This is a genomic window from Affinirhizobium capsici (genome assembly GCF_977018625.1).
Genome location: NZ_CDRNXD010000006.1, coordinates 45,552 through 57,815, shown reverse-complemented (window position 1 = coordinate 57,815; position 12,264 = coordinate 45,552). Strand labels below are relative to the sequence as shown.

Genomic DNA, 12,264 nt, shown 5'->3' with positions numbered 1-12,264 from the left:
TAAGAATGATCAGCTGTTCAAAGGCTGGTTCTGTTCCTGCGCGATACGCTGCGCGAACATCTGGCCGAAGTCGATCGGGTCGATCATCAGTGGGGGGAAGCCGCCGTTGCGGGTCACATCCGAGATGATCTGACGAGCGAACGGGAACAGAAGGCGCGGGCACTCAATGAAGAGAACCGGCAGCATGTGCTCCTGTGGGAAACCTGTAATGCGAAACACGCCGCCGTAAACCAGTTCCGTTGCAAAAACGACCTTGTCGCCGTCCTTTGCTTCGGCGCTCAGCGACAGAATGACATCGAATTCAGTTTCAGAAAGCGGATTGGCATTCACATTAACGTTGATGTTGATTGCTGGAGCCTTGTCACGTGCCTGCAGCGAACGCGGTGCACCTGGATTTTCAAAAGAAAGGTCCTTGGTGTACTGGGCGAGAATCGTCAAAGACGGGTTCTGGGAATCATTTTCGTTTGCCATTGGCTGTTCCTCGGCTTGTATCTTTAGCGCCGTCTATCACTTCAGCGTGACCCTTACAACCTTGTGAGCCAGGCCACTCCTGGCTCAATCTTCTTTTTTGGGGCCGGATGACCAAGGTGAGGAAGGGTTCGGCCCCCGCTCGAATTCATCTGCATCAAGCTCAATAACCTTTTCTGCTGGACGCTGAGATTGACCCGGCCCTTGGTGGCTTTCTGATTGGGAATAGGATGTCCGCACCACAACCCGCTGCCCTAATCCACGCCAGATGAAGCGCCGCACGGCGGGAATGAAAAGCAAGATTCCTACGATATCCGTCAGAAATCCTGGGATTATCAAAAGGATGGCAGCAATGACTATCATTGCGCCGTTACCGATTGCTTCGCTCGGAACCCGTCCGCTACGGCCTTCTTGGTTGACCTGACGCAAGACTGCTAGCCCTTGAGATCGTAGAAGTACAATTCCGATCAATGAGGAAAGCACAATCAGACCCAGAGTACCGAACACGCCCAGCCACTTGCCGACGATAACGAAGCCGGCAATCTCTGCCAGGGGCAGGCCAAGAAGCAGGATGGGTAGAAGAGAGGTTCGCATGGTTTGCTGGTACTCGTGTTGAGGAGAAAGGAAGATAACAGCCGCTATTTGAATGCGGAACAGATCAGACTATATGAGATGGAACAATCAATATTCCAACGATCTGCGGGTGAAAATGGGCGCGAATGACTTCATAACTTTGTTCTTTCTGGTCGCTGCCGTTCTGATCTTTCTGCAGTTACGGAGCGTGCTTGGCCGCCGGACCGGACATGAGAAGCCGCCTGTTGATCCTTTTGCTGCTCGCCAATCTGGTCGCGAGGTTGGCAGCCAAGAAGAAAAGGTTGTTCAACTTCCTCGCCGCGAAACTGTCGATGAAGAACAGAAATGGGCTGAGATCGACGCTGTGGCACCTGCTGGTTCTGACCTGAATAATGGACTGCGAGACCTCGTTCGCGCTGATCCAAGTTTCAGGCCAAAGGAGTTCATCAACGGTGCGCGCATGGCCTATGAAATGATTGTCATGGCATTTGCCGATGGCGATCGAAAAAGCCTCAAGAATTTGCTGTCGAAGGAAGTCTATGATGGCTTTGAAGCTGCAATTTCGGAACGTGAGAGCCGCGGAGAAGTGGTTAAGTCTACTTTCGTTGGCATCCACAAGTCCGATTTCGTTCATGCCTCTGTGAAGGATCACGAAGAGCAGATTACGCTAAAAATCGTCAGCCAGCTCATTTCTGCTACCTATGACAGGAACAATACCCTCATCGAAGGTGACGCAGAAGCTGTGGCCGAAGTCATCGATTTTTGGACTTTCGCTCGCGATGTGCGTTCGCGCGATCCAAACTGGAAGCTGATTGCAACAGAATCCGAGCAATGACTCTCCTTGAACTTCCAAAGCTAAAGCCGATCTCATTTTCAGAGTTGAGGGGGTGGGAGGTCGACGACCCCCGTCCCCTTTTCGCTGCTATGCGAAGCTGCCTCGATTATCTTCGCGGCACAAAACCCTATAAAACAGGCACACTCGGTCTAACGGCGGATGACCTTTTGCCGCTCTTCGAAGCAGCAAAATTTCAAGACACAGAGAGTGCAAAAGAGGCTCGGCACTTTTTTGAAAATCAGTGCCAACCGTTCCGTATAGAGAAAGAAGGCGGCGGACGTGGCTTTGTTACAGCCTTTTATGAACCGGAAGTAGAGGTTTCAGCCACAAAGGAATCCGGCTATCAATTTCCGTTCTATCGCCGTCCACTGGATCTCGTGGATATAGATGGTAGTAACCGCCCATCTGGCATAGACCCTTATTATGCTTTCGCCCGAAAGACACTGGACGGCCTTGACCTCTATCCAGACAGGCGTACAATCGACCAGGGTTATCTTGAAGGGCAGAGCTTGGAAATCGCCTGGGCTCGTTCCAAGGTCGATGTGTTCTTTACCCATGTACAGGGTGCCGCCCGGCTTCGCTTTACAGATGGCAGTCTTAAGCGGATCACCTATGCTGGCAAAGCAGGCCATCCTTTTTCACCTATCGGCAAGTTGTTGATCGATCGCGGCGAGATTGATGCCTCGCAAATCTCTATGCAGTCCATTCGCCGTTGGTTGGCGGAGAATCCGGCTAAGGTGGATGAAGTTCTGTGGCATAATCGATCCTACATCTTCTTCCGCGAGGCGGACGTTTCCGATGATAATTTAGGCCCGATTGCCGCTGCCAAAGTGCCTTTGATTGCAGGTCGCTCATTGGCTGTTGATCGATTGATCCATACCTTCGGCTTCCCTTTTTTCATAGAAGCAGAAGGTCTGACGCACCTTGATGACGGTCGGAGCTTTGGTCGGTTGATGCTGGCGTTGGACACCGGCTCTGCCATTGTAGGACCAGCGCGAGGAGACATTTTTACCGGTTCCGGATATGATGCAGGGGAATTGGCTGGAACCGTCCGGCATTCAGCCGATTTCACCATTCTGATCCCCAAGCAAGCCGCCGAGCGGTATCTTTCATGAAGAAGGGCCGCAAACTTCAGGATGAGGAACGCATCCTTTGGGGTAAGGTGGCCAAGACGGCGCGGCCACTGCCCGGACGCCTGGAAACACTTCTGGAGTTTGAAGAGGCCTTGAAGGACGCTGCGCCTGAGACGGATACATCGGAGACGAATCCAGCTAAAATCTCCTCCGGCCCCGAACAGGTCAATAACCCGACAAAGCCCGCTTCCGGTCAGCATCATCCTTTGGAACGACCTGTAAAGCGCAAGCTGGCACGCGGTCGTTTGTCGCTGGAGGCGCGCATTGATCTTCATGGCATGATCCAGAGTGAGGCCCATGGGGTGCTTTTGGATTTTCTGCTTCGTGCCCACGAGAGGGGTCTCCGCCATGTGCTGGTTATCACTGGCAAGGGAAGTTCCCTTGGAAGCGAAGGCGCGTTGAAACGGGCGGTGCCACTGTGGTTTTCAAAGGCAGAATTCCGCTTTTTGATCTCTTCCTATGAATCAGCCGCACGCCAGCATGGCGGGGAGGGGGCGCTGTATGTGCGTTTAAGCCGCCGGGAAGGGTCCCAGTGACACCGTTTGGGCAGACCTTGCGGGAACTGAGACTGCGCAAAGGTGTGACGCAGCAGCAAATGGCGCATGCGCTTGGGGTGTCTGCCGCCTATCTTTCTGCTCTCGAGCACGGAAAGCGTGGAAAGCCGAGTTTTGATTTCCTGCAAAGGGTGGCTGGCTATTTTCATATAATCTGGGATGAAGCGGAAGAACTGTACCGGGTGGCTGAAGCGTCAGATCCGCGCGTCGTGTTGGATACCGTCGGTTTGCCCCCAGAATATACCGCTTTTGCCAATCTTTTAGCGCGCCGGATTCGCACTCTGGAACCAAAGGTGATAGAAGAAATGACAAGCTTGCTGGAAAACGCCCAAATTAACGGGTAACTCAGGCAGTCATCCCCGGTTTTCGCCGTTCCGCGCTTTGGAAACTTGACGGGATTTTCTTATAGTCCGAACCAGGACAGCGGTGATTCGCCTGACACCGTGAGCACCAAAGACAAGAAAGTTGATTGATGACCGATACACCCGTCAGCGCGAGTGCAGAATATGGCGCCGATTCCATCAAGGTTCTCAAGGGTCTTGATGCAGTACGCAAGCGGCCAGGCATGTACATTGGCGATACGGACGACGGTTCGGGCCTGCACCACATGGTCTATGAAGTCGTAGACAACGCGATTGACGAGGCTCTCGCAGGTCACGCTGACATTGTTACGGTGACGCTCAATGCGGATGGTTCCGTAACGGTTACCGATAACGGTCGCGGTATTCCAACGGATATCCACACAGGTGAAGGCGTTTCCGCAGCCGAAGTGATTATGACCCAGCTGCATGCAGGGGGCAAATTCGACCAGAACTCATATAAAGTCTCTGGCGGTCTGCACGGCGTTGGCGTGTCGGTTGTCAATGCGCTTTCTGTTCGTCTGAGCCTTAAAATTCGCAGAAGTGGCAAAGTTCACGAGATGAGCTTTACCCATGGGGTCGCAGATGCGCCGCTCAAGGTTACTGGCGATTACGAAGGTCGCTCCGGCACTGAAGTGACCTTCCTGCCCAGCACCGAGACTTTTACCAAAACCGAGTTCGATTACGGAACGCTGGAACACCGTTTGCGCGAACTGGCATTCCTGAATTCTGGTGTTCGAATTCTGCTGACTGACAAGCGTAAGTCCGATATCCGCCAGGAAGAGATGATCTATGATGGCGGTCTCGAAGCCTTCGTTCGCTATCTCGATCGCGCGAAGAAGCCTCTCGTTGAAAAGCCGGTTGCCATTCGTGGCGAAAAGGATGGCATCTCGGTCGAGGTAGCTCTGTGGTGGAATGATAGCTACCACGAAAACGTGCTTTGCTTCACCAACAACATTCCGCAACGCGACGGCGGCACGCACATGGCGGGCTTCCGTGCTGCACTCACCCGGCAGGTTACATCCTATGCGGACTCGTCCGGCATCCTGAAGAAGGAAAAGGTATCGCTTCAGGGCGAAGATTGCCGAGAGGGCTTGAGCGCTGTTCTCTCAGTCAAGGTTCCTGACCCCAAATTCTCGTCGCAAACGAAAGACAAGCTCGTTTCTTCCGAAGTTCGTCCCGTAGTCGAGAATCTTGTAAATGAGGCCTTGAGCACTTGGTTTGAGGAGCATCCGACAGAAGCCAAGATCCTCGTGGGGAAAGTGGTCGAAGCTGCCGTTGCACGCGAAGCTGCCCGAAAAGCAAGAGAACTGACCCGTCGGAAAGGTGCGCTCGATATCGCATCACTGCCGGGCAAGCTGGCGGATTGCTCTGAGCGTGATCCTTCAAAATCTGAACTCTTCCTCGTTGAAGGGGATTCCGCTGGCGGTTCTGCCAAGCAGGGTCGTTCGCGTGAAAACCAGGCCATTCTGCCCCTGCGTGGCAAAATCTTGAACGTCGAGCGCGCGCGCTTCGACAAGATGCTGTCCAGTCAGGAAATCGGTACACTTATTACTGCTCTGGGCACTTCTATCGGTAAGGATGAATTCAACCCGGATAAGCTTCGCTATCATAAGATCATCATTATGACAGATGCTGACGTCGATGGTGCACATATCCGTACATTGTTGCTAACATTCTTCTTCCGCCAAATGCCGCAGCTTATAGAGCGTGGCCACCTCTATATCGCGCAGCCGCCGCTTTATAAGGTGACACGCGGTAAATCGATCCAGTATCTGAAGGATGAGAAGGCGCTTGAGGAATACTTGATTGGTCAAGGCCTTGAAGACGCAACGTTGACCCTTGGTTCTGGCGAAGTTCGCGCTGGCGCTGATTTGCGTGACGTTATCCAGGATGCGTTGCGTTTGAGATCGCTGGTTGAAGGGCTTCACTCGCGTTATAGCCGCTCTATCGTGGAGCAGGCTGCGATCGGTGGAGCCTTGCATCCTGATCTGACGGATAATCGTGAGCGCGCGCAGCAGACAGCGGATGAGGTTGCCGGTCGTCTGGACATGATTGCTGAAGAAACGGAGCGGGGCTGGACCGGACACGTGACTGGCGAAGGCGGCCTGCGATTCGAGCGCATGGTGCGCGGCGTAAAGGAATCTGCGATTATTGATGTGGCCCTGATTGGCTCGGCCGATGCGCGTCACATCGATCAAATGACCGACCGTTTGAAAGAGATCTACTCGGTGCCGCCAGTCCTCACCCTGAAGGATAAACCGACCGAGATTTCTGGTCCCCGTGCACTGTTAGACGTGATTTTCGCCGCGGGGCGGAAGGGTCTTTCAATGCAGCGCTACAAGGGTCTTGGCGAAATGAACGCCGAACAGTTGTGGGAAACTACGCTCGATCCAAACGTACGTTCGCTTCTTCAAGTGAAGATCAACGACGCTACCGATGCGGACGGCCTGTTCGCTCGCCTTATGGGCGACGAGGTGGAACCGCGTCGCGAATTCATCCAAGATAATGCACTCAGCGTCGCCAACCTGGACATCTAATCACGATTTGTTTCACGTGAATCTTTTCTGTGGATTGATTCACGTGAAACACAATCCAGCTCGTTGGAACCAAACACCAATTCTTTGAATTGATGCATTGCACAATTGTGATGCTCAGCGCCTCATCGGGCGTGTTGCACCGCACACGGTACCTGTTAGTTTACTTTCGCCATGCTAGACCTGTAGTCAGCTAAACGGAATGCCGCGAGCGGAAACAAATAAGAAAGGTGGCGTCTGCATGTTTTACCAGCTCTATGAGTTGAACCACGCGGCCATGGCGCCATTTCGCGCCACGACCGAAGCCATGCGCTTCTTTTATACAAATCCATTGAACCCTCTTTCACAAACCACGTTCGGGCGAACTTTGTCAGCGAGTCTGGAAGTGTTCGAGCGCGCAACCCGTCGCTATGGGAAGCCGGAATTCAACCTGCCTACCACGACGGTGGACGGGCATCCCGTCAAGGTCACGGAGAAAGTGGTCTGGTCCAAACCCTTCTGCAATCTCTTGCATTTTGAGCGAGCGCTGCCTGCAAGCCGCCCAGCAGATCAAAAGATCCTGATCGTCGCTCCAATGTCAGGCCACTATGCAACCCTGCTTCGGGGTACGGTGGAAGCGCTGATGCAGGGTGCGGATGTCTACATCACCGACTGGAAAGATGCGCGCACCGTTCCAATCACGGACGGCACTTTCGATCTGGATGACTACATCGATTACATTATCGACATGCTCCATCACCTCGGCCCCGATACGCATGTAGTCGCCGTATGTCAGCCGTCCGTTCCTGTACTGGCGGCAGTTGCTGTCATGGAAGCGGCTGATGATCCGTTTGTACCTTCGTCAATGATCCTCATGGGCGGGCCGATCGACACACGCATCAACCCTACGGCTGTTAATCAGCTTGCGCAGGAGCGTCCGCTGAAATGGTTTAAGGACAATGTCATTATGACTGTTCCTTGGCCTCAGGCAGGCTTCATGCGTCCGGTTTATCCCGGTTTCCTGCAACTGTCCGGCTTCATGTCCATGAACCTTGATCGCCACCTGATGGCGCATAAGGACTTTTTCCAGCACCTTGTGAAAAACGACGGTGAATCGGCGGAGAAGCATCGCGATTTCTACGATGAATATCTGGCAGTCATGGATCTGACGGCTGAATTCTATCTGCAGACGGTCGACACAGTGTTCATTCAGCATGCCCTCCCAAAGGGCACGATGATGCACCGGAGCACGTCGGTGGACACGAAGGCAATTCACAATGTCGCTCTTTTAACCATTGAAGGTGAAAACGACGATATTTCCGGCGTTGGTCAAACCCACGCCGCGCAGACCATTTGCACCAATATCCCGGACAATAAGCGTCTACATTATGTCCAGCCGGATGTTGGGCATTACGGCGTGTTCAATGGTTCGCGTTTCCGCAAGGAAATCGCGCCGCGTATTCTCGCCTTTACCCGTGAGCATTCCAAGGCCGTTCGAAAGAACCCGGCTCCACGGGTCATTAGAGGCGGTAAAGCCGGCTGATCACGGCAATTTCAGAAAATGAGAACAGACACTTCGGCAAATCAGGGGTGCCTGTTCTTGAAGCGCCGATATGGGCTTACCACATCGAATTATCGAAGGACGCATGATGCGAGCCTTTTTACGAACGAGGTAATGCCCCCATGAACCAGTCAGCATTGATACGTCCGGATTGGACGCCAGCGACCATCGCTCTCATGGTGCTGGGTTTTGTGGTCTTCTGGCCGCTTGGCCTGGCCATGCTTGCCTACATACTGTTCGGCGATCGTTTACGTGATTTCAAACGTAATGCGAACGAACGCGCTGATGGACTATTTTCCAATTTCCGCAGGTCCGGTCGTCGCTACAGCACGCCATTCTCAACCGGCAATGTTGCATTCGATGATTGGCGCAAGGCCGAACTCGATCGCATGGAAGAACAGCGCCGGAAGCTGGAGGAGATGCGCGAGGAATTCGACAGCTATCTGCGCGAACTTCGCCGCGCAAAGGATCAGGAAGAATTTGATCGCTTCATGCGCGAACGCAACAATCGCGGGTCTGAGGGTCAGTATCCCACGGTTTGAGATCTCAGCGACATTCCCCGGCGCCCCTGTGGCGCCGGTTCTACTTCAAATACGCGCAACCACCTGGAGGGTAGGACTTGGTGAAGTGGCGAATCAGTTTTAAATGACGCCTATGCTCACCATCCTGAGAAAGCCGGTTCGAACCAAACCCAAGCCTCTGAAAAAGGAGGAGAGGGTGCTTCGTGTCGGCGAGCGGTCGCTGCCGCTCACTATTCGGGAACATGCCAGCGCGACGCGAATTACACTTCGCATCGATGCAGGCGGACGGGGCCTCAAGTTGACAGTGCCGCGCGGTCTCAAGTCTCTGGAGATCGACAGCTTCCTGGATCGTCACGACGAGTGGCTGAGAAAGAAGCTTTCTAAGTTCGAACATCACGATGGACTTTGCGTCGGTGGTCATATCGCTATTCGTGGCCTTTCCCACCGCATTGTTCATACGGGCGCAATTCGTGGCCTTACTCAAATTGTTGAGCGTGATGACGGTCCCGTATTGCAGGTCAGCGGGCTGGAGGAGCACCTGCCAAGGCGGCTGGCGGCATTCCTTAAAAAGGAAGCCAAGGCCGATCTGGAAAGATTGGCGTTTGCCCATGCCGCGTCCATCGGCAGGTCTGTTCGCTCCATTACTATGAAAGATACGCGCAGCCGGTGGGGCTCCTGTACATGGGATGGAGCCTTGAGCTTTTCCTGGCGGATCGTAATGGCCCCACCCTTCGTCATTGACTATCTGGCGGCACACGAGGTCGCCCACCTTAAGGAAATGAACCACGGTCCTCGTTTCTGGGCATTGTGCCAGAAGCTCTGCCCGCGCACCGAAGAGGCACGGCGATGGCTAAAGGCAAACGGATCGCAGCTTCACGCACTGGATTTCTCCTGATCCAAGAAGCCTGAAGCTCCGTTAGGAGGTCGCGAGATCCCATGCAGGGCAGGGCTGTTCAACCTATTTTGCTCGACTCCGAGCCCAATTCATGTCACTTCGCGTTCATGAAACCTGACATCAAAATCTGCGGATTGAAAACAGCCGAGGCAGTGGACCTTGCCGTGCAACGGGGTGCAAGCCACATCGGTTTCATCTTCTTTGAGAAGAGCCCGCGTCATATCGATCCTTTGACTGCAGGAACGCTGGCTGATCGCGTTCGTGGCAATGCGAAGATTGTGGCGGTGACTGTCGATGCAGATAATGAGGAACTTGAAGAAATCATCTCCTTCCTCAAACCCGACATACTTCAACTGCATGGTCATGAAAGCCCAGAGCGGGTCTTGAACATCAAAGCTGTGTTCGGGCTTCCGGTTATGAAGGCGTTTTCTGTCAGAAGTTCCGAAGATCTCGGCCAGATCGGAAGTTACGATGGGTTGGCTGATCGCTTTCTTTTCGATGCCAAGCCACCTGCTGGTTCCGAACTTCCCGGTGGGAACGGAGTTTCCTTTGATTGGAGCCTGATGGCTGCGCTTGACGAAGGCGTGGATTACATGCTTTCCGGTGGGCTGAATAAGGATAATGTCGGTCAGGCACTGAGCATGACGCGTGCTCCCGGCATTGATATTTCATCCGGTGTCGAAAGCGCACCAGGCGTGAAGGACCTGAACAAGATGAACGCTTTTTTCGATGCAATCGAAAATTGGCAGGCGAATGCATCAGAGGGAGTAACCCAGTGAACCAGCCGATGAAACCGAATTCGTTCCGGGCGGGCCCCGATGAAGATGGCCGCTTCGGCATCTATGGCGGTCGCTTCGTAGCTGAAACCCTGATGCCGCTTATTCTCGATCTTCAGGATGAATGGAATAAGGCCAAGACTGATCCCGAGTTTCAGGCCGAACTGGCGCATCTGGGCACGCATTACATCGGTCGGCCGAGCCCGCTCTATTTTGCAGAGCGTCTGACTGCCGAACTCGGTGGCGCGAAGATCTACTTCAAGCGCGATGAGTTGAATCACACCGGCAGCCACAAGATCAACAACTGCATTGGCCAGATTCTGCTTGCCAAGCGCATGGGCAAGAAACGCATCATCGCGGAAACCGGTGCCGGTCAGCATGGCGTGGCATCCGCGACGGTTGCTGCTCGCTTCGGTCTGCCCTGTGTTGTTTATATGGGCGCAACGGATGTTGAACGTCAGGCACCGAATGTTTTCCGCATGAAGCTGCTCGGTGCCGAGGTGAAGCCAGTGACTGCAGGTCACGGAACGCTGAAGGATGCCATGAATGAAGCGCTTCGCGATTGGGTGACCAACGTCGAGGACACCTATTACATCATCGGCACGGCAGCAGGTCCGCATCCTTATCCAGAGATGGTGCGCGAGTTCCAGTCAGTGATCGGTAAGGAAGCGCGTGAGCAGATGATGGCCGTTGAAGGACGTCTTCCCGATATGCTGGTTGCCGCTGTTGGCGGTGGTTCGAACGCTATCGGCCTTTTCCATCCTTTCCTGGATGACGAGTCCGTCCGTATCGTCGGCGTCGAAGCTGGCGGTAAGGGTCTTGAAGGTGATGAGCACTGTGCGTCGTTGACTGCTGGTCGCCCTGGAGTTCTCCATGGTAACCGCACCTATCTGCTCCAAGATAATGACGGTCAGATCACGGAGGGTCACTCCATCTCAGCTGGTCTCGATTATCCCGGCATTGGGCCTGAGCATTCCTGGCTGAAGGATATCGGTCGTGTTGAATATGTACCGATCAAGGATGACGAAGCGCTGGAAGCATTCCAGCTGCTGACCCGCACGGAAGGCATTATCCCTGCACTTGAGCCAAGCCATGCCTTGGCTGAGGTGATCAAGCGTGCACCGAAGATGGACAAGGACCAGATCATCCTCATGAACCTTTGTGGCCGTGGCGACAAGGACATCTTCACTGTCGGCAAAATTCTCGGAATGGGCCTCTGATCATGACTGAACGTATGAAAAAGCGGTTTGCGGATCTGAAGGCTGAAGGTCGTCCCGCACTCATCACCTATTTCATGGGTGGCGATCCTGATTATGAGACATCTCTTGGTATCATGAAGGCGCTACCTGCCGCTGGTGCGGATGTGATCGAGCTTGGAATGCCGTTTTCCGATCCTATGGCAGATGGCCCAGCCATCCAGCTTGCTGGTCACCGCGCGCTGATCGGTGGACAGACCCTGCTGAAAACGCTGGATCTGGCGCGTGAATTCCGCGAGGATGATCAGGATACGCCGATTGTCCTGATGGGTTACTACAACCCAATCTACAATATGGGCGTCGAGACCTTCCTCGATGCTGCCGTGGAAGCGGGTATCGATGGATTGATCGTGGTTGATCTGCCACCGGAAATGGATGATGAACTATGCTTGCCAGCTATCGCCAAGGGCATCAATTTTATTCGTCTGGCAACGCCCACAACGGATGACCGCCGTCTCCCAACAGTTTTGCGTCACACTTCCGGCTTTGTGTATTATGTCTCGATGAACGGCATCACCGGCTCTGCCTTGCCGGATTTGAGCAAGATTGAAGGCGCTGTCCGCCGCATCAAGGCGCATACGGACCTTCCCGTTTGTGTTGGCTTTGGCGTCAAAACAGCCGATCATGCCAAGGCTATCGGTGCCGCAGCGGATGGCGTGGTTGTCGGCTCCGCCATTGTGGCGCAAGTGGCCGGAAGCCTCACGGCGGATGGCAAAGCCACTGAACATACTATCTCCGCCGTCTCCACGCTCGTTCGCGGGCTGGCAAGCGGCGTCCGCGCGGCGCGCCTTGTTGCTGCCGAGTAACATCACCACAT

The 12,264-nt window shown here is 54.0% G+C and carries 13 protein-coding genes; 11 read left to right on the top strand and 2 right to left on the bottom strand.

Going from position 1 to position 12,264, the window contains the following annotated elements:
* Positions 1 to 9: 9 nt before the first annotated feature.
* Positions 10 to 471, bottom strand: coding sequence for a protein-export chaperone SecB (gene secB / locus AC0JZ1_RS17730; RefSeq protein ID WP_471883767.1), 462 nt, complete (start codon positions 469 to 471; stop codon positions 10 to 12).
* A gap of 84 nt (positions 472 to 555) precedes the next feature.
* On the bottom strand, positions 556 to 1,062 hold the full coding sequence (locus AC0JZ1_RS17725; RefSeq protein WP_471883766.1) for an FxsA family protein: 507 nt from the start codon (positions 1,060 to 1,062) through the stop codon (positions 556 to 558).
* Between the two features lie 115 nt (positions 1,063 to 1,177).
* Between AC0JZ1_RS17725 and AC0JZ1_RS17720 the strand changes: the two genes are divergently transcribed.
* The 11 genes from AC0JZ1_RS17720 to trpA all read left to right on the top strand — a co-directional run bounded on the left by AC0JZ1_RS17720 (position 1,178) and on the right by trpA (position 12,253).
* Positions 1,178 to 1,876 (top strand): Tim44/TimA family putative adaptor protein, encoded by a 699-nt coding sequence (locus AC0JZ1_RS17720; protein WP_471883857.1) that lies wholly within the window; start codon positions 1,178 to 1,180, stop codon positions 1,874 to 1,876.
* Complete coding sequence (gene mltA, locus AC0JZ1_RS17715) at positions 1,873 to 2,991, top strand: murein transglycosylase A (RefSeq protein WP_471883765.1); 1,119 nt, start codon at positions 1,873 to 1,875, stop codon at positions 2,989 to 2,991. Before AC0JZ1_RS17720 ends, mltA begins: the two co-directional genes overlap by 4 nt.
* Positions 2,988 to 3,545 (top strand): Smr/MutS family protein, encoded by a 558-nt coding sequence (locus AC0JZ1_RS17710; RefSeq protein ID WP_471883764.1) that lies wholly within the window; start codon positions 2,988 to 2,990, stop codon positions 3,543 to 3,545. The genes mltA and AC0JZ1_RS17710 overlap by 4 nt, the downstream gene beginning before the upstream one ends.
* A complete protein-coding gene (locus AC0JZ1_RS17705; protein ID WP_471883763.1) occupies positions 3,542 to 3,907 on the top strand; it encodes a helix-turn-helix domain-containing protein in 366 nt (121 codons plus the stop codon). The genes AC0JZ1_RS17710 and AC0JZ1_RS17705 overlap by 4 nt, the downstream gene beginning before the upstream one ends.
* A gap of 128 nt (positions 3,908 to 4,035) precedes the next feature.
* Positions 4,036 to 6,462, top strand: coding sequence for a DNA topoisomerase (ATP-hydrolyzing) subunit B (gyrB, locus tag AC0JZ1_RS17700; RefSeq protein WP_471883762.1), 2,427 nt, complete (start codon positions 4,036 to 4,038; stop codon positions 6,460 to 6,462).
* 238 nt (positions 6,463 to 6,700) lie between these two features.
* A complete protein-coding gene (locus AC0JZ1_RS17695) occupies positions 6,701 to 7,981 on the top strand; it encodes a polyhydroxyalkanoate depolymerase (RefSeq protein ID WP_471883761.1) in 1,281 nt (426 codons plus the stop codon).
* Between the two features lie 140 nt (positions 7,982 to 8,121).
* On the top strand, positions 8,122 to 8,541 hold the full coding sequence (locus AC0JZ1_RS17690) for a DUF2852 domain-containing protein (protein ID WP_471883760.1): 420 nt from the start codon (positions 8,122 to 8,124) through the stop codon (positions 8,539 to 8,541).
* 112 nt (positions 8,542 to 8,653) lie between these two features.
* Positions 8,654 to 9,415 (top strand): M48 family metallopeptidase, encoded by a 762-nt coding sequence (locus AC0JZ1_RS17685; protein WP_471883856.1) that lies wholly within the window; start codon positions 8,654 to 8,656, stop codon positions 9,413 to 9,415.
* A 107-nt stretch (positions 9,416 to 9,522) separates the two neighbouring features.
* The gene (locus tag AC0JZ1_RS17680; protein WP_471883759.1) at positions 9,523 to 10,194 is read left to right on the top strand and encodes a phosphoribosylanthranilate isomerase; all 672 of its coding nucleotides are present in this window, start codon (positions 9,523 to 9,525) and stop codon (positions 10,192 to 10,194) included.
* Entirely contained in the window at positions 10,191 to 11,411 is a 1,221-nt protein-coding gene (gene trpB / locus AC0JZ1_RS17675; protein ID WP_471883758.1) for a tryptophan synthase subunit beta, read from the top strand. The genes AC0JZ1_RS17680 and trpB overlap by 4 nt, the downstream gene beginning before the upstream one ends.
* Positions 11,412 to 11,413: 2 nt before the next feature.
* Positions 11,414 to 12,253 carry a tryptophan synthase subunit alpha gene (trpA, locus tag AC0JZ1_RS17670; RefSeq protein WP_471883757.1) on the top strand — a complete coding sequence of 280 codons (840 nt, stop codon included), beginning with the start codon at positions 11,414 to 11,416 and terminating at the stop codon, positions 12,251 to 12,253.
* Positions 12,254 to 12,264 lie beyond the last annotated feature (11 nt).

Bases quoted from the DNA above. Each gene is read 5' to 3' on its own strand.
- mltA (WP_471883765.1), top strand. From the start codon at position 1,873: ATGACTCTCCTTGAACTTCCAAAGCTAAAGCCGATCTCATTTTCAGAG.
- AC0JZ1_RS17695 (WP_471883761.1), top strand. From the start codon at position 6,701: ATGTTTTACCAGCTCTATGAGTTGAACCACGCGGCCATGGCGCCATTT.
- AC0JZ1_RS17710 (WP_471883764.1), top strand. From the start codon at position 2,988: ATGAAGAAGGGCCGCAAACTTCAGGATGAGGAACGCATCCTTTGGGGT.
- AC0JZ1_RS17725 (WP_471883766.1), bottom strand. From the start codon at position 1,062: ATGCGAACCTCTCTTCTACCCATCCTGCTTCTTGGCCTGCCCCTGGCA.
- gyrB (WP_471883762.1), top strand. From the start codon at position 4,036: ATGACCGATACACCCGTCAGCGCGAGTGCAGAATATGGCGCCGATTCC.
- AC0JZ1_RS17690 (WP_471883760.1), top strand. From the start codon at position 8,122: ATGAACCAGTCAGCATTGATACGTCCGGATTGGACGCCAGCGACCATC.
- secB (WP_471883767.1), bottom strand. From the start codon at position 471: ATGGCAAACGAAAATGATTCCCAGAACCCGTCTTTGACGATTCTCGCC.
- AC0JZ1_RS17720 (WP_471883857.1), top strand. From the start codon at position 1,178: ATGGGCGCGAATGACTTCATAACTTTGTTCTTTCTGGTCGCTGCCGTT.
- AC0JZ1_RS17685 (WP_471883856.1), top strand. From the start codon at position 8,654: ATGCTCACCATCCTGAGAAAGCCGGTTCGAACCAAACCCAAGCCTCTG.
- AC0JZ1_RS17680 (WP_471883759.1), top strand. From the start codon at position 9,523: ATGAAACCTGACATCAAAATCTGCGGATTGAAAACAGCCGAGGCAGTG.
- trpA (WP_471883757.1), top strand. From the start codon at position 11,414: ATGACTGAACGTATGAAAAAGCGGTTTGCGGATCTGAAGGCTGAAGGT.